Origin of the sequence: Variovorax sp. Sphag1AA, from assembly GCF_014192575.1 — a bacterium.
Lineage (GTDB): Bacteria > Pseudomonadota > Gammaproteobacteria > Burkholderiales > Burkholderiaceae_C > Variovorax.
In genome coordinates, this window is the sequence record NZ_JACHYC010000001.1 from 488,409 (window position 1) to 506,386 (window position 17,978).

Annotated in this window: 15 protein-coding genes; 7 read left to right on the plus strand and 8 right to left on the minus strand. The window is 65.9% G+C overall.

Going from position 1 to position 17,978, the window contains the following annotated elements:
• The first annotated feature begins 11 nt into the window (after positions 1-11).
• Both FHW64_RS02440 and FHW64_RS02445 read left to right on the plus strand, forming a co-directional pair.
• The gene (locus FHW64_RS02440) at positions 12-3,269 is read left to right on the plus strand and encodes an efflux RND transporter permease subunit (RefSeq protein ID WP_184522744.1); all 3,258 of its coding nucleotides are present in this window, start codon (positions 12-14) and stop codon (positions 3,267-3,269) included.
• Positions 3,270-3,294: 25 nt separating this feature from the next.
• Positions 3,295-4,773: an efflux transporter outer membrane subunit gene (locus FHW64_RS02445; RefSeq protein ID WP_184522746.1), complete on the plus strand. Its 1,479-nt coding sequence runs from the start codon at positions 3,295-3,297 to the stop codon at positions 4,771-4,773.
• 509 nt (positions 4,774-5,282) lie between these two features.
• Here FHW64_RS02445 and FHW64_RS02450 read toward each other — a convergent pair.
• Complete coding sequence (locus FHW64_RS02450; protein WP_184522748.1) at positions 5,283-5,510, minus strand: hypothetical protein; 228 nt, start codon at positions 5,508-5,510, stop codon at positions 5,283-5,285.
• A gap of 122 nt (positions 5,511-5,632) precedes the next feature.
• Here FHW64_RS02450 and FHW64_RS02455 point away from each other — a divergent pair, with 122 nt between their 5' ends.
• Genes FHW64_RS02455 through FHW64_RS02470 form a run of 4 tightly spaced genes read left to right on the plus strand, consistent with a single transcriptional unit; the run spans position 5,633 to position 9,543 of the window.
• Positions 5,633-7,102, plus strand: a complete 1,470-nt coding sequence (locus FHW64_RS02455) for a cobyric acid synthase (protein ID WP_260303609.1) — start codon at positions 5,633-5,635, stop codon at positions 7,100-7,102.
• Positions 7,099-8,142, plus strand: a complete 1,044-nt coding sequence (gene cobT / locus FHW64_RS02460) for a nicotinate-nucleotide--dimethylbenzimidazole phosphoribosyltransferase (protein ID WP_184522750.1) — start codon at positions 7,099-7,101, stop codon at positions 8,140-8,142. Before FHW64_RS02455 ends, cobT begins: the two co-directional genes overlap by 4 nt.
• 55 nt (positions 8,143-8,197) lie before the next feature.
• Positions 8,198-8,995 (plus strand): adenosylcobinamide-GDP ribazoletransferase, encoded by a 798-nt coding sequence (locus tag FHW64_RS02465; RefSeq protein ID WP_184522752.1) that lies wholly within the window; start codon positions 8,198-8,200, stop codon positions 8,993-8,995.
• Positions 8,992-9,543, plus strand: a complete 552-nt coding sequence (locus FHW64_RS02470; protein WP_184522754.1) for a histidine phosphatase family protein — start codon at positions 8,992-8,994, stop codon at positions 9,541-9,543. The genes FHW64_RS02465 and FHW64_RS02470 overlap by 4 nt, the downstream gene beginning before the upstream one ends.
• A gap of 7 nt (positions 9,544-9,550) precedes the next feature.
• On the opposite strand, the gene FHW64_RS02475 is transcribed toward FHW64_RS02470, so the two are convergent.
• Together FHW64_RS02475 and nth are read right to left on the minus strand one after the other, a co-directional pair.
• On the minus strand, positions 9,551-10,405 hold the full coding sequence (locus FHW64_RS02475) for an Ivy family c-type lysozyme inhibitor (RefSeq protein ID WP_184522756.1): 855 nt from the start codon (positions 10,403-10,405) through the stop codon (positions 9,551-9,553).
• 61 nt (positions 10,406-10,466) lie between these two features.
• Positions 10,467-11,105, minus strand: a complete 639-nt coding sequence (gene nth / locus FHW64_RS02480; protein WP_184522758.1) for an endonuclease III — start codon at positions 11,103-11,105, stop codon at positions 10,467-10,469.
• 78 nt (positions 11,106-11,183) lie between these two features.
• Between nth and FHW64_RS02485 the strand changes: the two genes are divergently transcribed.
• Positions 11,184-12,371, plus strand: coding sequence for a PLP-dependent aminotransferase family protein (locus FHW64_RS02485; protein ID WP_184522760.1), 1,188 nt, complete (start codon positions 11,184-11,186; stop codon positions 12,369-12,371).
• A gap of 25 nt (positions 12,372-12,396) precedes the next feature.
• Here the strand turns inward: FHW64_RS02485 and FHW64_RS02490 are convergent, their stop codons facing one another.
• From FHW64_RS02490 to FHW64_RS02510, 5 genes are all read right to left on the minus strand, one after another.
• Positions 12,397-13,923 carry a S9 family peptidase gene (locus FHW64_RS02490; RefSeq protein WP_184522761.1) on the minus strand — a complete coding sequence of 509 codons (1,527 nt, stop codon included), beginning with the start codon at positions 13,921-13,923 and terminating at the stop codon, positions 12,397-12,399.
• Between the two features lie 166 nt (positions 13,924-14,089).
• Positions 14,090-15,070: an amidohydrolase family protein gene (locus FHW64_RS02495; protein WP_184522763.1), complete on the minus strand. Its 981-nt coding sequence runs from the start codon at positions 15,068-15,070 to the stop codon at positions 14,090-14,092.
• Positions 15,071-15,115: 45 nt separating this feature from the next.
• Positions 15,116-15,892, minus strand: a complete 777-nt coding sequence (locus FHW64_RS02500) for an amino acid ABC transporter ATP-binding protein (RefSeq protein ID WP_184522765.1) — start codon at positions 15,890-15,892, stop codon at positions 15,116-15,118.
• 16 nt (positions 15,893-15,908) lie between these two features.
• On the minus strand, positions 15,909-17,021 hold the full coding sequence (locus tag FHW64_RS02505; protein WP_184522767.1) for an ABC transporter permease subunit: 1,113 nt from the start codon (positions 17,019-17,021) through the stop codon (positions 15,909-15,911).
• Positions 17,011-17,967: an ABC transporter permease subunit gene (locus tag FHW64_RS02510; RefSeq protein ID WP_184522768.1), complete on the minus strand. Its 957-nt coding sequence runs from the start codon at positions 17,965-17,967 to the stop codon at positions 17,011-17,013. The genes FHW64_RS02505 and FHW64_RS02510 overlap by 11 nt, the downstream gene beginning before the upstream one ends.
• Between the last annotated feature and the right edge of the window lie 11 nt (positions 17,968-17,978).

A 17,978-nucleotide genomic window follows, 5' to 3' on the forward strand; every position in this document is an offset into this window, starting at 1 on the left:
GGGGAATCATCATGAATCTTTCGAAATTCTTCATCGACCGGCCGATCTTTGCCGGCGTGCTGTCGCTGCTGATACTGATCGGCGGGCTGATCGCATTGCGTGGCCTGCCGATTTCCGAGTACCCGGAAGTGGTTCCACCATCCGTGGTGGTGCGGGCCAACTATCCCGGCGCGAACCCGAAGGTCATCGCTGAAACAGTGGCGACGCCACTGGAGGAGCAGATCAACGGTGTCGAAGGCATGCTCTACATGGGCAGCCAGGCGACCACCGATGGCCTGATGACGCTGACCGTCACCTTCAAGCTCGGCACCGATCCGGACAAGGCCCAGCAGCTCGTGCAGAACCGTGTGGCGCAAGCCGAACCGCGCCTGCCGGAAGAGGTTCGTCGCCTCGGCATCACGACGGTCAAGAGCTCGCCTGACCTCACGATGGTGGTGCACTTGCTGTCACCCAATGGCCGCTACGACATGACCTACCTGCGCAACTACGCGGTGCTCAATGTCAAGGACCGGCTTGCACGCGTGCAGGGCGTGGGCGATGTGCAGCTCTTCGGCTCGGGTGACTACTCGATGCGTGTTTGGCTCGACCCGCAGAAGGTCGCGCAGCGCGGCCTCTCCGCGGGCGATGTGGTGCGCGCGATCCGCGAGCAGAACGTACAGGCCGCGGCCGGTGTGGTCGGCGCTTCGCCGGGGCTGCCGGGCGTGGACATGCAGATCTCGATCAACGCGCAAGGCCGTCTGCAGACTGAAGAAGAGTTCGGCGACATCATCGTCAAGACCAGTTCCGACGGCGCCGTGACGCGCCTGCGCGACGTGGCGCGCCTCGAACTCGGTGCGTCCAGCTATGCGCTGCGTTCGCTGCTCGACAACAAGGACGCGGTCGCGGTGCCGATCTTCGCGGCGCCGGGATCGAATGCGATCCAGATCTCGAACGACGTGCGCGCCACCATGGCCGAGCTCAAGAAGAACATGCCCGACGGCGTGGACTACGACATCGTCTACGACCCGACGCAGTTCGTGCGCGCCTCGATCGAATCGGTGGTGCACACGCTGTTGGAGGCCATCGCGCTGGTCGTGCTGGTCGTGATCCTGTTCCTGCAGACCTGGCGTGCATCGATCATCCCGCTGCTCGCCGTGCCGGTGTCGGTCATCGGCACGTTTGCGGTGATGCATCTCTTCGGCTTCTCGATCAACGCGCTGAGTCTCTTCGGGTTGGTGCTCGCGATTGGGATCGTGGTCGACGACGCGATCGTGGTGGTCGAGAACGTGGAGCGCAACATCGAGGCAGGACTGAGTCCACGCGAGGCCACCTACCGTGCGATGCGCGAGGTGTCGGGGCCGATCATCGCGATCGCGCTGGTGCTGGTGGCGGTGTTCGTGCCGCTGGCCTTCATCAGCGGGCTGACGGGGCAGTTCTATCGCCAGTTCGCGCTGACGATCGCGATCTCGACCGTGATCTCTGCGGTCAACTCGCTCACGCTGTCGCCTGCACTCGCCGCCTTGCTGCTGCGCGACCACAACGCGCCCAAGGATGCGTTGACCCGCGGCATGGACCGCGTGTTCGGCCGCTTCTTCCGCGCCTTCAACCGCGTGTTCCATCGCGGCGCCGAGGGCTACAGCAGCGGCGTGAAGGGCGCGATCTCGCGCAAGGCGCTGATGATGGTGATCTACCTCGCGCTCGTCGGCGTGACCTTCGGCCTTTTCAAGGCGGTGCCAGGCGGCTTCGTGCCGGCGCAGGACAAGCAGTACCTGATCGGCTTCGCGCAGTTGCCCGACGGTGCGACGCTCGACCGCACGGAAGAAGTCACGCGCCGCATGAACGAGATCGTGATGAAGCAGCCTGGCGTGCAGCATGCGATCACGTTCCCGGGCCTGTCGATCAACGGTTTTACCAACAGCTCGAACTCGGGGATCGTGTTCGTGGGCCTCGATGATTTCGACAAGCGCAAGTCCAAGGACCTCAGTGCCGGTGCGATCGCGGGCCAGTTGAACGCGCAGTTCAGCCAGATCCAGGACGCGTACATCGCGATCTTCCCGCCGCCGCCGGTGCAGGGCCTCGGCACGACGGGTGGCTTCAAGCTGCAGCTCGAAGACCGTGGATCGGTCGGCTACGCGGGCATGGACAAGGCGGTGAAGGCGTTCATGGCGAAGGCTTACCAGACGCCGGAGCTCGCGGGCATGTTCACGAGCTGGCAGGTCAACGTGCCACAGCTCTATGCCGACATCGACCGCACCAAGGCGCGCCAGCTCGGTGTGCCGGTGACGGAAGTGTTCGACACCATGCAGATCTACCTCGGCAGCCTGTATGCGAACGACTTCAACCGTTTCGGCCGCACTTACAGCGTGCGGGTGCAGGCGGATGCGCCGTACCGCGCGCGTGCGGAGGACGTGGGCCTGCTCAAGGTACGTTCGACCAGCGGCGAGATGGTGCCTTTGTCGGCGTTGATGAACATCCAGCCCAGCTACGGGCCGGAACGTGCGATGCGCTACAACGGCTTCCTCTCGGCCGACATCAACGGCGGACCGGCTCCGGGCTTCTCGTCCGGACAGGCCCGCGCGGCGATCGAGCGCATCGCGGCGGAGACGCTGCCGCAGGGCGTGAGCTATGAATGGACCGAGCTGACGTACCAGGAAATCCTCGCCGGCAACTCGGCGGTGTGGGTCTTCCCGCTTGCGCTCCTGCTGGTGTTCCTGGTGCTCGCGGCGCAATACGAGAGCCTGACCCTGCCGGTGGCGATCATCCTGATCGTGCCGATGGGCCTGCTGGCTGCGATGACGGGCGTGTGGCTCTCCGGCAGCGACAACAACATCTTCACGCAGATCGGGTTGATGGTGCTTGTCGGGCTATCGGCGAAGAACGCCATCCTGATCGTCGAGTTCGCGCGCGAGCTGGAGTTCGCCGGGCGAACGCCGATACAGGCGGCGATCGAAGCGAGCCGGCTGCGGCTGCGCCCGATCCTGATGACCTCGATGGCTTTCATCATGGGTGTGCTGCCGCTGGTGCTTTCGACAGGCGCGGGCGCGGAGATGCGCCATGCGATGGGCATTGCGGTGTTCTCCGGAATGATCGGCGTGACTGCGTTCGGTCTGTTCCTGACGCCGGTGTTCTACGTACTGCTGCGTCGCATGACGGGCAACCGTCCGCTGAAGCTGCATGGCGAAGTGCCGCATGGCGATGCGTTCGTGTCGGGTGACCACCCGGTCGAGCCTTCGCATGGTGGCGGGCCGCTGCGGCCTTCACCCGCCGCGCCGCTCAAGGCGATCGAGTGACCTTTGTGAATCGAGAAAGCTGATCATGAAAAACGAAACACAAGCCAAGGTGCGGCCGTGGCGGGCCGTGTTGCTGCCGCTGGTGGCGGCGATGGTGCTCGCCGGTTGCGCGACTGCGAAGGTGGAAGCCCCGACCTTCGAGGCGCCTGCACAGTTCAAGGAGCAGCCGGTCGCACAGCGCGATGGCACATGGACGCGTGCCCAGCCGGCCGAAGCGCAACCGCGCGGCGAATGGTGGCGGGCGTTCAACGATCCGGTGCTGGACAAGCTGGTCGAGCGGGCCGTTGCGCGCAACACGAACATCCAGGCTGCGTCGGCACGGCTGGCTGAGGCGCGTGCGTTGGCTCGTAGCGCCGATGCGGAGCGGTCACCGCAGGTGGGCGTCGTCGCCGGCGGCATTCGCAGTGCGGGCCTGGATCGCAACCTGAGCCCGAAGCCGTCGACATTGCTTCAGGCGGGCGTCGCGGCTTCGTATGAGCTCGACCTGTTCGGCAAGCTGTCGCGCGCAAGCGAGGCAGCGCAACTGGATGCCGATGCGCGCGAAGGGCTCTTGCAGAGCACGCGCCTGCTGGTCGAGTCGGATACGGCGCAGACCTACCTGCAGCTTCGGGCGGTTGATGCTGAGCGGGCGCTGGTGCGCGACACGGTCGAGGCGTACCGCGACACGCTGAAGCTGACGCAGAGTCGGCAGCGCGCGGGCGACGTGGCCGAACTGGATGTGGCGCGCGTGGAGACGGAAGTGGCCTCGACGGAATCCGACGCGCTGACGCTGGACCGCCGCCGCGCAGAGCTGGAACATGCGCTCGCGGTGCTGGCGGGCGACGCGGCTTCGGATTTCGGCGTGAACACGGACGAATGGTCCACGGCGTTGCCTACGATCCCTGCGGGCGTTCCGGCGACGGTGCTGACGCGACGGCCTGACATTTCCGCAGCGCAGAAGTCGGTGATGGCGGCGCAAGCGCGAGTCGGCGTGGCGCAGTTGGCGTGGTTCCCGGACATCTCGTTGACGGCCGGTGGCGGCTATGCGTCGCAGGACTTGAGCGATCTGTTCAAGTGGTCGGCCAAGTCATGGGGTATTGGTGCGCTGCTGAACTTGCCGCTTTTCGATGGCGGTCGTCGGGAGGCGGGCGTGCAGAGTGCTTCGGCGCAGCTCGATGGCGCGCTGGCGAGCTATCGAACCCAGGTGCTGGTTGCGTTCAAGGAAGTGGAGGATCAACTTTCTTCGCTGCGCATTCTTGAACAGCAGGCGGACGTGCAGGCGAAGGCTGTGACTTCGGCGAGTCGGGCGACGACTTTGTCCGACTCTCGTTATCGCAACGGGATCGTGAGCCAACTCGATCTGCTCGACGCTCGGCGGCAGGAACTCGCTAACCGCAGGCAGGCGTTGCAGGTGCGGTCGGCGCAGTATCAGGCGACCGTGGGGCTGATTCGGGCGCTGGGGGGGAGTTGGGATGTGAACGTTGCCGACTCCTCCTTGCGTGATCAGAAGGTGGCTGGGCGTTGAGGCTTGCTGGGGTTGAGTGTTGGGGTGGCGGTGGCGGGCGGTGTGCTCTTGGGCGGCCGACGTCACCGGCCGCTTTGCGGCTGCCCTGCGCTGCTCGCGGTACGCGGGGTCCGCGCAAACTCGCTTCGCTCAAACATGCGCGGCCCTGATCCGCGTACCGCTGCGCTGCTCGGCGGCGCCGGAACGGCCGCCCAAAAGCACACCGCCCGCCACCGCTGAAACGGTAGGGAAGAACTGTCCGCCCCCACCAATGTTGGGCGGGAACGATTGGCGACGTCGCAGACGAGCCGAGTCGCTGTACACGCACGACGGAGCCTGGGTTGGGGTGCGGGGCTGGGGGCGCCTCTACGCCGCCGAGGAGCGCAGCCTTTCGCGGATCAGGGCTCGCGCTGTCTGAGCGAAGCGAGTTTGCGCGAGCCCCCGCGAAAGGCGAGCACCGCAGGGCAGCCGCGCAGCGGCCGGCGTAGTGAAGCCCCCAGCCCCGCACCCCAACCCAGGCGGCCCACCCCCTAAAGGATGGTCTCCGAAAACCCCCCAGATTCCGCCACCCGCCGCAGCGCGCTGTACCCCACAGCCAAGGCATTCGAATAAGTGGTCTGCGCCAGAGTCGCAGATCGAATCTTGCGGTAGTGAATAGCTTCCGTCTCGTCGGTGCTTACAGCCTCCAGAAGAACCCAATAGAACTGATTCGTGTCGCGCTCTTCGACAGTGAGAGCAATTTCTCGTAGTGCGGCCATCCGCCGTATCCCTTCATTTCCGGTTGACCAGAAGCTAACGGCGAATTAGGGGAAAGGTTTTACATCGGTCAAATGAGCCGCTCTGATCCGTGATGGACTTCACGTAAAGGACAATCGCGCTCATGAGTCCCGATGTGGTGAATCCGCGAGCGCGTTGCGTCATGGTCCTTGGCACCACCAGTGGCGCCGGCAAGAGCTGGATCGCGACCGCGCTGTGCCGTTGGTATGCGCGCCAGGGCCTCAAGGTTGCTCCCTTCAAGGCTCAGAACATGAGCAACAACGCGCGCGTCGTCGTCGGCGGCGAGATCGGGAGCGCGCAGTACTTCCAGGCCTTGGCCGCTCGCACCGAGCCCGACGTGCGCATGAACCCGCTGCTGCTCAAGCCCGAGCGCGATACCCACAGCCAGGTGGTCTTGATGGGGCAGGTCAGCAACGAACTGTCTTCGCTCCCATGGCGCGGACGAAGCGAGCGCGTGTGGCCGCAGATCGCGCAGGCGCTCGACGAACTTCGCGCCGAGAACGATGTCGTGGTCATCGAAGGCGCAGGGTCGCCGGCCGAGATCAACCTGATGGCCAGCGACATCGTCAACCTGCGCGTCGCACGGCACGCCAACGCGCGATGCCTGCTCGTCACCGACATCGATCGCGGCGGCGCCTTCGCGCATCTCTACGGCACCTGGGCGCTCATGCCGCCGGAAGACCGCGCATTGATGGCCGGCTTCGTGCTCAACAAGTTCCGTGGTGATGCTTCGCTGCTCGCACCCGCGCCGCAGCAACTGCAGGCGCTGACCGGCATACCCACGGTCGCCACGCTGCCGATGTGGTGGCAGCACGGGCTGCCGGAAGAAGACGGCGTCTTCGACGACCGCAGCGTCGCAAGCGGCGAGGTCACGCGGACGATTGCGGTCATCGCCTATCCGCGCATCAGCAATCTCGACGAGTTCCAGCCGCTCAAGAACATCGCAGGCGTTCGGCTGCGGTGGGCTCGCAGTCCGGCCGACGTGGCCGGTGCGGACTGGATCATCCTGCCCGGCTCGAAGAACACCAGCGGCGATCTCGCCTGGCTCCGCGCGCAAGGACTGGATCGCGCGGTGGCTGCGCATGCGGCGCGTGGCGGCGCGGTGCTCGGCGTGTGCGGCGGCCTGCAGATGCTGGGCGAGGCGCTCATCGATCCGCATGGCGTCGACGGCAATGCGCCGGGACTCGGACTCTTGCCAGTGGTCACCGTGTTCGCAGCCGAGAAGACCGTACGACACCGCGAGGCAAGCTTCTCGCGCGTGGGCGGGCCTTGGGCCGCACTCTCCGGCATCACCGTGTACGGCTACGAAATCCACCATGGCCAGACGGCCGAACACAGTGCCATGGCTGCTGCGGGCGACCGCGCCGCGGCCGTCATGGCGGACGATCTGGCATGGCAGAACGGCGCAGGCAATGTGCTTGGCCTGTACCTGCACGGCCTCCTCGAAGACCCTGCGGTGCTCGAGGCGCTCTTCGGCGTCGAAGCACGCACGCTCGACGCAGTGTTCGATGGCCTGGCCGATCACATCGATTCCAACGTTGAACCGGGCGTGCTGCGCTCCCTCATCGAATGACGCTTGAACTTCCCTCCATCGACAGCATCGACGACGCCGCGCTTGCGTCGCAACTCCAGCATGTGCTGGACAACAAGACCAAGCCACTCGGCGCGCTCGGTCGACTCGAGTCGCTGGGCCTTCGCATCGGAACGATCCTCGGTACCACCGCGCCTGCGTTCGTTTCGCCGCAGATGCTTGTTTGCGCGGGCGACCACGGGTTGGCCGCGCGTGGTGTGTCGGCGTATCCGAGCGATGTGACCTGGCAGATGGTCGAGAACTTCCTCGCAGGTGGTGCCGCGGTGAGCGTGCTGGCGCGCCAGCATGGATTGAAGCTCACTGTGGTCGACTGCGGCGTGCGGCATGACTTCGCGCCGCGTGACGGCTTGCTGGTACGCAAGATCGCGCCGGGCACCGCCGATGCGTCGGTCGGTCCCGCGATGAGCATGGCGCAATGCGAAGAAGCGGTCGCGAATGGCATGGCGCTCGTGCGCGAACTGCCGGGCAACGTGGTGCTGCTGGGCGAAATGGGCATCGGCAATTCATCGGCCGCGGCGATGTTGCTCGCGCGTCTCTCCGGCCAGGACATCGATGCATGCACAGGTGCCGGAACCGGCCTGGATGCGGCAGGGCGCGCCCACAAGCGCAAGGTATTGCGTGGTGTGCTCGAACTGCACTCAAGCGCGACGAGCCCGATGGCCGCCCTGGCCGCCTTCGGTGGCTTCGAGATCGCAACGCTGGTCGGCGCGGTGCTGCAGGCGGCCCAGGAGCGCCGGGTGATCGTGCTCGACGGCTTCATTGCCAGCGCTGCGGTGCTCGTCGCGCAGGCGCTGCGGCCGAACGTCCTGCAGCGCTGCGTCGCGGCGCACGAGTCGGCAGAGCCGGGACATCGGCTGCTGTTGCACTACCTGTCACTCCAACCCTTGCTGCAACTCGACCTGCGCCTTGGCGAAGGCTCGGGGGCGGCGCTCGCTTGGCCGCTGCTGGAGTCCGCTTGCCGCATTCTTCGCGAGATGGCGAGCTTCGAATCGGCAGGCGTGTCGAGGCAGGAGCCTGCATGAGCCACCGGGCCGCCCCTAGGCGAACACCGCAGCGCTGTAGCGCGGAGGTCTCCGAATGAACGGGGTGCGCCACTTTCTCCTGGCGCTTCAGTTTTTCACCCGCGTGCCGGTCACGGGGCCGCTGGCGGGATGGGTGGGGTTCAGCCCCGCGATGCTCCGCGCGAGCGCGGCGCACTTCCCTGGGGTCGGCTGGCTCGTGGGCGCCGTGGGCGCAGGCGTGTTCTATCTCGCGAGTTCCGGCTTGCCCGGCCTTGCCGGCGCATTGGTTGCAGCTGTGTTGTCGACGATCGCGACGGTGCTCATGACGGGCGCATTCCATGAGGACGGACTGGCCGACGTAGCCGACGGCCTCGGCGGCCCGGCGGATCGCGCACGGGCGCTCGAGATCATGAAGGACTCGCGCATTGGCGCGTTCGGTGCGATTGCGCTGGTGCTGGCGCTGGGCCTCAAGGTGGTGCTGCTCGCAGCGCTGGCAGGCGAGGGCGCGATGCATGTCGTTCTCGCGCTGGTGAGCGCCCATGTGCTGTCGCGCCTCGCGCCGCTGTTCCTGATCCGCTGGCTGCCCTATGTCGGCGACGAGAACGCAGCCAGCAAGTCGAAGCCGCTCGCTGATGCGATCAGCAATGGTGCCTTGCTGGTCGGCGTGGCATGGTCGCTCCCCGCAATCGCATGGCTCGTGATGGCGCTCGGCATCGCCCGCGGATTGGCTCCTGTGCTGCTTTGCGCCATCGGCGCGCTGTTCGTGGGGCGCTTGCTCTGGCGGCGGCTTCGCGGCTTCACCGGTGACGGCCTCGGCGCGACGCAGCAGGTGTGCGAGCTGGCGATCTATCTCGCGCTCGCGTGGCACGCATGAAGCTCCTGCTCGTCCGCCATGCGCGGACTACCGCGATCGACGGCTACTGCTATGGGCGAACGGACGTGTCCGTGCTGCCCGAAGTGACCCGCGCCGTCGCTGAAAGCGTGGCACCGCTGCTGCCAGAGGGCGTGCCGCTCACCTGTTCGCCGTTGTCCCGCTGCTCCGATCTCGCAAGGAGCATCACCGAGCTGCGTCCCGACCTGCGCGTGCTGCAAACCGATCCGCGCATTGCCGAAATGGATCTGGGCGACTGGGAGACGCAGCTCTGGTCCGCGATCGACCCTGCCGAGCTCGACGCCTGGACGCGCGATTTCGCAGAGACCCGCGCGGGCCGCAGCGGCGAAAGCACGCGGCAGTTTCTGTTGCGAGTGGGTGAAGCCTTCGATACCTGGCGGGCAGGCGGGCGCGATGCGGTCTGGATCACCCATGCGGGCGTGATTCGTGCCGCGTGGCTGCTGCGCGACGGCATCCGTGCGATCGAGCGCTCCGACCAGTGGCCGGCGCAGCCGATCGCGTTCGGCGAGTGCGTGACGATCGAGGTCTGAGCCGCTGTCAGCGCGACTGGCGGAACTCGCCCTGCCAGAGCTTTCGCAGGTCGCCGACCATCTGCGGCGGAGGATCGCCGACCAGCGTGTCGCGGTTCGTGCGGTGGATCAGTGCATAGATCCGTGAATCGGACGGGCTGTAGAGTTGCACCACGTTGTTGTCGTAGCAGTCGTGCGGCTTGCAGAACGAGTGCAGCACGTAGCGCGTTCCGCCGACCGTGACCCAGCGCGGCTCGGGCGCCGGGCCGTCCATGTCGGCAAGCCAGGGTTCGCGCCCGGCGCTGCCGAGCATCGCGCGCCATGTCTTGCCGAAGCGCGGATCGGCGATGAGGACGGCAGGATTGCCTCCTGCCGGTGCAGCCTGCGGAGGAGGAAGAGGAGGAGGCGGCATGTTCGGCCGACCGGCGGACATGGGCGGTGGCTGCGCACCCCCACCCGCCATGGCCGCGCCGTCGCATTGCCTGTATCGCCTTCCTGTCAACGAAGGCCCGAGCGCCGCGCGCACGTTCGGCGCGCCATCGAGCTCGACATAGTTGCCGACCCGATCGCGATACACCATGAACGTCAGCTCCGCCATGCCGCGTACCTGGCTCAGAAGCGCGACCTGGAAGCCTCTCGGCGGCGACTGTCCGAAGAAGCTGTAGGAGGCCTGGGGATCGGTCCCGGTCATGCGCTGGTTGCCCGATTCGACGATCAGCGCGTCGGCAGTCACGCGGAGCCTGGCGGATGTCGGCGTGCCGCAGGCCATCGAATAGGTGCCGCCGAATTGGGCGAGGGTGTCGGCGTTGAGTCTCTCGCGTGCCCATCCCGCGGCATGCGACGCGAGTGCGCAAAGCAGCAGGAGCCGGACGATGGACTGCATGGTCAAACATCATCCGTTGCGCAATCCGAAGCCGCAAGAGGGGCGACCCCGCGTTCAGTCTTCAGGGTGCCGGCGTCTTCGGCTTGTAGTCACAGTAAGGTGACACTGCGCACTGCCAGCACTGCGGCTTGCGCGCGATGCAGGTGTAGCGCCCATGCAGGATCAGCCAGTGGTGCGCGTGCAGCCGGTACTTCTCGGGCACGCGCTTTTCGAGCTTCAGCTCGACTTCCAGCGGTGTCTTGCCGGGCGCGAGGCCGGTGCGGTTGCTGACCCGGAAGATGTGCGTGTCGACCGCCATCGTCGGCTCGCCGAAGGCGACGTTGAGCACCACGTTGGCCGTCTTGCGGCCCACTCCCGGGAGGGCTTCGAGCTCGGCGCGCGTCTTCGGCACTTCGCCGCCGTGATGCTCGACCAGCATGCGCGCGGCTTCGACGAGATGCTTTGCCTTGCTGCGGTACAGGCCGATGGTCTTGATGTATTCCTCCAGCCCCTCGACACCCAGATCGACGATCGCCTGCGGCGTGTTTGCGACGGGGAAGAGCTTGCGCGTCGCCTTGTTCACCCCCACGTCGGTCGCCTGCGCCGAGAGCAGCACGGCGGCGAGCAGCTCGAAGGGCGTGCTGTATTCGAGTTCGGTCTCGGGCGTGGGATTCGCCGCCTCCAGCGTTGCGAAGAAGGGTTCTATGTCGGCTTTTTTCATCGTGGGCGCGAGTTTAGGGCGGGGCGCGCACGGCTGCGACAATCGACGGTCTCCGCCAATCTCCGACAGAAGGTTCCCATGCAATTCGCTTCCCGCCTCGACAACGTCGAAACCTCCGCCATCCGCGAACTCTTCAAGCTGCTCGGCACGCCCGGCATCATCAGCTTCGCGGGTGGCTTTCCGGACAGCGCGATGTTCGACGTCGAAGGGCTGAAGGAAGCCAGTGCCAAGGCCCTCGCGGAAGAGGCCGGCGGCGCATTGCAGTACGGCGCGACCGAAGGCTACGAGCCGCTTCGCTCGCAGCTCAGCGCATTCATGAAGACCAAGGGCGTCGACGTCGACCCCACCGGCCTGATCGTCACCACCGGCAGCCAGCAGGCGCTGGACCTGATCGGCAAGACGTTGATCTCTCCCGGCGACAAGGTGATCGTCGAAGGCCCGACCTTCCTTGCGACCATCCAGTGCTTCCGCCTCTATGGCGCGCAGTTGATCAGCGCGCCGGTCGACGCCAATGGCGTGAAGACCGACGAGCTGGAAGCACTCATTGCGGAACACAAGCCGAAGTTCGTCTACCTGATTCCGACCTTCGGCAATCCGAGCGGCGCGATGCTGAGCCTGGAGCGCCGCAAGAAGGTGCTCGAAATGGCGGTGAAGCACGGCACGGTGATCATCGAGGACGACCCGTACGGCGATCTCTACTTCGACAAGGCCCCGCCGCCGTCGCTCATGTCGTTGACCAAGGAAGTGCCCGGCAGCCGCGAGCTGGTGGTGCACTGCGGCAGCCTCAGCAAGGTGCTGAGCCCCGGCCTGCGCATCGGCTGGATGATCGGCCCCGCCGAACTGCTCGCCAAGGCGACGATGTGCAAGCAGTTCAGCGATGCACACACCAGCACCTTCGCGCAGGCGACTGCGGCGCAATACCTCAAGAGCGGCCGCATGCCTGCGACGTTGGCCAATGTGCGCAAGGTTTACGCCGAACGCGCCGAAGCCATGGGTGCGGCACTGCGCAAGGAGCTCGGCGATGCGATCACCTTCACGCAGCCGGGCGGCGGTCTGTTCTTCTGGGCGCGTCTCACGGGTGCGAACGGCAAGGTCGCAGATGCCAACGTGTTCGCCAAGCGCGCGATCGAAAAGCTCGTGGCCTTCGTTCCTGGCGCGCCGTTCTATGCCGAGAAGCCCGATGTCTCGACGCTGCGCCTGAGCTTTGCCACGGCGAACGTCGAGAAGATCAAGGAAGGCATCGCGCGCCTGGGCTCGGCGCTCTGAGTCGCCGAGCCCGCCCTTCAGTGCATCACGGAGGGCATGCGGCGCCGGCCGTTGCGATATAGGCCCGCAGGTTCTTGGTGCTGGTGCTGTCGTCCACGCCGACGGTGTCCTTGGTGAAGGCGCAGCCGTAGGTCGAAGCCGCCACGGTCGCCGGTGTGACGACATCGTCGCCCGCCGGCTTCACCCCGTCGCGCTCCCACTTGATCATGTCGTCGAAGGCGGTGACCTGTTCGGCAACGGTGAAGTCGCAGTGCGTCGCGCCGCGGATCGCGCGCTGCACAAGCCAGTCGCTGTTGCCCTTGGCGGCAACGCGCTTCTGGTAGATCTGCTCCATGCTGAACGGCACATACAGGTCACCGAGCGTGTGCAGCGTCACCACCGGAATCTTGAACTCGCCGTTGGCCTTCGGAATCCAGCGCAGGCCGTCGGTGCGCAGTCGGTTGGCGTCAGCGACCGCCGTGAGCTTCAGCACCGAGGCGTTGAGCGCGGTCGAGCCCGCCGTGTCGCCATCGATGGTGTAGGTGAAGCGGTTGGTATCGATCACGCTCTTGTTGAGGATGCCGGTGATCGTCCCGTCGCCGCCAAACACGCCCCAGACTGCGGAGAACGAGCCACCAACGGCGAGGCCGATGCTGAACATCGGGCGCGGTCCGCCCGTGAGGTTCTGGATCACCGAGGCGTACTTCGTGCCGGTCGCCGTGAGGGTCACAGGTGTAGCCATGCTCGTGAAGAGCGTGCTGGTGACCTGCGCCGAGATGTCCGACCAGTTGACGAACGGATACTTCGGCAGCCCGGCCAATGCCTGGGCCGTGACTTGCGCGCCGGCAAAGTAGTCGAACAGCTCGGTGTCGCCCACCACGCCGCACATCGGCACCGCGCCGTTGTAGCGGACCTTGTGGTTGGCCGTGGCGTAGGCCTCGTCCTCGATCGCGGCTGCCGTGATGTGGCCGCCCATCGAATGGCCGGTGATGTAGATCTTGCTTGGCGCAGCCAAGGGCCGACCGGCCGCCGCGGCGATCTTGTTGAACTCGAGCGCGAGTGCGTTCGTGTCTTCGACGCCGACGCGCACGTCGTAGTAGTTCTTGCTGTAGCTCGATGCAGCCCACGCGTATCCGTTCTGGATCAGGTAGCGGCGGATCGACGGGTTGCTCACGCCCAGCGCGTTGCCGGTGCCCGCGTAGCCGTGTGCGTACATCACGAGCTTGCCGTTCCAGTTGGCCGGCACTTCGACGCGATAGGCCGCGCCTCCGAGCACGCCGGCCCAGCGGCTGGTGGTCGTGTTGTCGACCGTGTCGGATGCGTCGGCCGCGAGCGCCGTAAAGGTGGTCGCGGTCGGGTCGGCAGGAACGAAGCTGTTGCGGTTGTCCTGCTCTCGCTTTTCTTCTGGGACTGGTGCGGGAGCCGGGGCCACCGCTGCTGCAGGTGCAGGCGCTGGCGCCGGCGCCGGCGCAGGTGCGGCTGCGAAGGGAATGGAATTGCCACTACCACCGCCGCAAGCGGCCAAGGTCAGGGTAGCGGCCAGGGCCAGGAACTGGACACGACTTGATTGCATGGGTTTTTTGTCTCCGGGTTTCTATGGATTTTTGGAAGGCACGAAACACACGAACGCCGGCATGCCGTCGACGTGAGTCGATCGCCACAACCGGCGGACGGAGACTAGTGGTGCGTGTCTGCGGACCATTGCGGAGTTACCCGCGCCCGCTATCGCATTGGTGACACTAGAGCTTGAATATGCGCTGCGCGTTGCCGGATCGCACCGCAGCCATCTGCTCGACCGGCAGGCGGCCGGTGTTGGCGAACGCACCCTTGGTGTCATGCACCTGGTGCGGCCAGTCGGTGCCGAACATCACATGTTCGGCGCCGACCACCGAGATCAGGTACTGCAGCGCGCCAAGGTTGTAGGTGATGCTGTCGTAGTAGATGTGCCGCAGGTAGTCGGTGGGCTTGCGCTTCATCTTGCGCCGGCTCGGGATCTCGACTTCGTCGCCCTTCTCGAAGCGGCCGACCAGATAGGGCAGGGTGCCGCCGCCGTGCGAGGCAATGATCTTCAGGTTCGGGTACTGGTCGAAGAAGCCTTCGAAGATCATGCGTGTGATCGCCAGCGTGGTGTCGAACATGAAGCCGACGGACCAGCTCAGGTCGAACTTCGTCATGTCCATCATGTCGACGCCCGGCGGGTCGGTCGGGTGCACGAGCACCGGCAGGCCACGCTTGTCGATCTCGGCCCAGATCGGCGCGAAGAGCGGATCGGTCAGGCTGCGCCCGGCAATGTTGGCCAGCACCATCACGCCGACTGCGCCGTTGTCGCAGGTTCGCTGCAGTTCCTCGATGGCGCGCTGCGGGTATTCCCACGGCAGCGAGGTGAACCAGCGGATGCGGTCGGGATAGGTCGTCTGCGCCTCGGCCATGGTGTCGTTCGACTCCTGCGCGGCGCGGCAGCTGATGTCCTCGTTGCCCCAGTACACGTTGGGGCAGGTGAGCGAGACCACCGACACATCGATGCCCGCAGCGTCCATGTGCTTGATGCGCAGGTCGTAGTCGAAGTGGCCGCGCTGCGGGATCACGACTGGCGTATCGCCGCGGAAGATCTCCTGCTGGCCGTCCGGCCGCGTCTTGATGTTGTAGATGCCGCCTTCCTTCTTGAGCAGTTCGAGCCACCGGCTGGTGAACATGTGCGTGTGGACGTCGATGACGGTCATGGTTCTTGTCTCCTTGATGTGTGACTGAGGATGGCCGGGTCGGGCTCAGTGCGTGAGCAACTGACCGAGGAAGGTTCGCAGACGTGCGCTCTGCGGCCGGTCGAAGAAGTCGTCGGGCGCCGCGGTCTCGATGACCTGGCCCTGATCCATGAAGATCACACGGTCGGCGACACGGCGTGCAAAGCCCATCTCGTGCGTGACGATCATCATCGTCATGCCTTCGCCGGCCAGCGCTTCCATGGTCTGTAGCACCTCGTTGACCATCTCGGGATCGAGCGAAGCGGTGGGCTCGTCGAACAGCACCACCTGCGGCCGCGTGCACAGGGTGCGCGCAATCGCCACGCGCTGCTGCTGGCCGCCCGAAAGCTGCGCCGGATGCTTGTGCGCGTGCTCGCGCAGGCCGACACGCTCCAGGTAGTGCATGGCGCGCTCGTGCGCCTCCTTGCGGCCCACGCCGCTGCCCCACACCGGACCGACGGTCAGGTTCTGAAGCGCTGTCATGTGCGGGAAGAGGTTGAACTGCTGGAACACCATGCCCACGCGCCGGTTCACTGCTAGCCGCGCTGCGCGGGTGATCTCGTCGGCATCGACATCGACGCCGCACACATGCAGGCGCCCCTGCTGGAAGGGCTCCAGCAGATTGACCGTGCGCACCAGCGTCGACTTGCCCGAGCCCGATGGGCCGCAGATCACGATGCGTTCGCCGGGCGCCACCTGCAGCTCGATGTCGCGCAGCGCGTGGTAGTCGCCGTACCACTTGTTGATGCCGGACATCCGTACCACGGACGCGGTTTGGGGTTCGTTGGAAGGCGTGTTCGTCATCGGCAATTCATTCGAGTCAGCGCGCTGTTTCGAGCCGCCGGCTGTAGCGCGAGAGGCCCCAGCAGATGGCCAGGTAAATCAGCGCCAGGAAGACGTGGCCGGAGGTCAGGATGTTCGCGTCGCCCACCCATCCGGGCGACTTGGCACCGGTCTCCACCGCACCGAGCAGGTCGTTGACGCCGATCACCGACAGCAGCGTCGTTTCCTTGATCACCGCGATCATGATGTTGACGAGCGCCGGCACCACCGCGGTGACGGCCTGCGGCAGCACGATGAGGCGCAGGGCATTGAAGTCGCTCAGGCCGACGGTCGTGGCCGCTTCGAGCTGGCCTCGGCCGATCGATTGCAGCCCGCCGCGGAAGACCTCCGCTGCCATTGCCGCATTGAACAGCGCGAACGCGGCGAGCGCGCGCGAGAAGAGGTCGACGTTCGAGCCTCTGGGCAAGAACATCGGCACCAGCGTGGCGGCGATGAACAAGATGACCAGCAGCGGCACCGAGCGCATGGTTTCGACAAACGCAATGCAGAGCCAGCGCACCACCGGCAGCCGGCGCGAGCGGCGGCCGAGTGCAAGCAGGAGGCCCAACGGGAGCGCGGTCGCGAACGTGGCCAGGGTGACGACGAGCGTCAGCAGCAGGCCGCCCCAGCGCGTCGGCGGCACGAAAGGCAACACGCCACCGCCCAGCAACAGCAGGAAGAACAGCACCGGCATGCAGACGAAGCCCACCAGCACGCGCTGCAGGCTCGCACCGTCCGCGCGACGAACCACCCAGGTCCAGAACAGCGCGAAGGCCGCGAAGCAGGTCCAGGCGCGCCACAACTGGTCCGACGGATAGTCGCCGACCAGCCAGGGCTTCCATCGAGAAATCACGAAGGCCCAGCAGGCGCCTCGGCTGTCGGGGCATGACTCGCTCGATGGGCCTGTCCAGTGCGCATGGACGATCGCCCAGTCGAAGAAGCGCCATATCGCAAACACGAATACGGCCAGCAACACCAGCGAGATCGCTCCCATCACTGGGCCCGGAAACCAAGTCCGTTGCCAACGGGTGAGCGCCGAGGTCGCGCTGACCGGCGCAGCGCGCGGAGCGACGAGTGCCTCGCGTACGAAGCGGCTCATCTCAGCGGCCATGGTGTTTCGTCAGTTGGCGATTCGCGAGGTTCACTACCAACGCGATGACGAGGTTGATGGCTGCATACAGCACGACGACCAAAGCCATCGCTTCGAGCGCCTGCCCGGTCTGACTCAGCACCGTGCCGCCGACGATCTGCATGACATCCGGGTAGCCGATGGCTGCGGCGAGCGACGAGGCCTTGGCGAGCGTCTGGTACTGCCCGCCGGATGCCGGCAACGCGACGCGCAGGGCTTGCGGCAACACGATGAGGAACGCAGCGCGTACGCCGCTCAAGCCCACCGTGGCCGCGGCTTCGGACTGCCCGCGAGGCACCGACAGGATGCCCGCCCGAAAGATCTCCGCGAGGAAGGCGCTGTTGTAGATCGAGAGGCCAAGCGTCAACGCGATGAGTTCCGGAAGCAACGCGATGCCGCCGCTGACGCTGAAGCCTTCGGCGATGGGCATGTCCCATCCACTCGATGTCAGGTGTGGAAGGAACAGCCCCCGGTTGTTCAGCAGCGCAGGGCCGATATGCAGGCTGTCACCGACATCCGGTAGCAGCGCGATTGCAGAGAAGTACCAGAAGAAGATCTGGAGCAGCATGGGGATGTTGCGGAACACCTCCACGTAGGCGGTCGATGCGCTGCGAACCAGCGGATGTGTGCTGAGTCGGCCGAAGGCTATGAGGAGTGCGATGGCCGTGCTCAGCAGGATCGCCAGCGTGACCACCAGCAGCGTGTTGAGGGCGGCAATGACGATTGCATCGCCGTAGGTCGACGATGGGCCGAACGGCACCAGCGTCTGCGCGATCTCGAAGCCCGCGTTGGTCCGCAGGAAGCCCCAGCCGATAGACACCCCCAGCGTGCGAGCGTTGACCACGAAGTTGGCGATGCCGCGCCACGCGAGCCATCCGATCACGGCCAATAGCAGGATCTGCCCGACATAGCCCGGCAACCGTTCCATGAAAACGGCGC

Bases quoted from the DNA above. Each gene is read 5' to 3' on its own strand.
- FHW64_RS02495 (WP_184522763.1), bottom strand. From the start codon at position 15,070: ATGACCGTCATCGACGTCCACACGCACATGTTCACCAGCCGGTGGCTC.
- FHW64_RS02505 (WP_184522767.1), bottom strand. From the start codon at position 17,021: ATGGCCGCTGAGATGAGCCGCTTCGTACGCGAGGCACTCGTCGCTCCG.
- FHW64_RS02485 (WP_184522760.1), top strand. From the start codon at position 11,184: ATGCAATTCGCTTCCCGCCTCGACAACGTCGAAACCTCCGCCATCCGC.
- FHW64_RS02490 (WP_184522761.1), bottom strand. From the start codon at position 13,923: ATGCAATCAAGTCGTGTCCAGTTCCTGGCCCTGGCCGCTACCCTGACC.
- FHW64_RS02510 (WP_184522768.1), bottom strand. From the start codon at position 17,967: ATGGAACGGTTGCCGGGCTATGTCGGGCAGATCCTGCTATTGGCCGTG.
- nth (WP_184522758.1), bottom strand. From the start codon at position 11,105: ATGAAAAAAGCCGACATAGAACCCTTCTTCGCAACGCTGGAGGCGGCG.
- FHW64_RS02450 (WP_184522748.1), bottom strand. From the start codon at position 5,510: ATGGCCGCACTACGAGAAATTGCTCTCACTGTCGAAGAGCGCGACACG.
- cobT (WP_184522750.1), top strand. From the start codon at position 7,099: ATGACGCTTGAACTTCCCTCCATCGACAGCATCGACGACGCCGCGCTT.
- FHW64_RS02445 (WP_184522746.1), top strand. From the start codon at position 3,295: ATGAAAAACGAAACACAAGCCAAGGTGCGGCCGTGGCGGGCCGTGTTG.
- FHW64_RS02500 (WP_184522765.1), bottom strand. From the start codon at position 15,892: ATGACGAACACGCCTTCCAACGAACCCCAAACCGCGTCCGTGGTACGG.
- FHW64_RS02440 (WP_184522744.1), top strand. From the start codon at position 12: ATGAATCTTTCGAAATTCTTCATCGACCGGCCGATCTTTGCCGGCGTG.
- FHW64_RS02475 (WP_184522756.1), bottom strand. From the start codon at position 10,405: ATGCAGTCCATCGTCCGGCTCCTGCTGCTTTGCGCACTCGCGTCGCAT.
- FHW64_RS02470 (WP_184522754.1), top strand. From the start codon at position 8,992: ATGAAGCTCCTGCTCGTCCGCCATGCGCGGACTACCGCGATCGACGGC.
- FHW64_RS02465 (WP_184522752.1), top strand. From the start codon at position 8,198: ATGAACGGGGTGCGCCACTTTCTCCTGGCGCTTCAGTTTTTCACCCGC.
- FHW64_RS02455 (WP_260303609.1), top strand. From the start codon at position 5,633: ATGAGTCCCGATGTGGTGAATCCGCGAGCGCGTTGCGTCATGGTCCTT.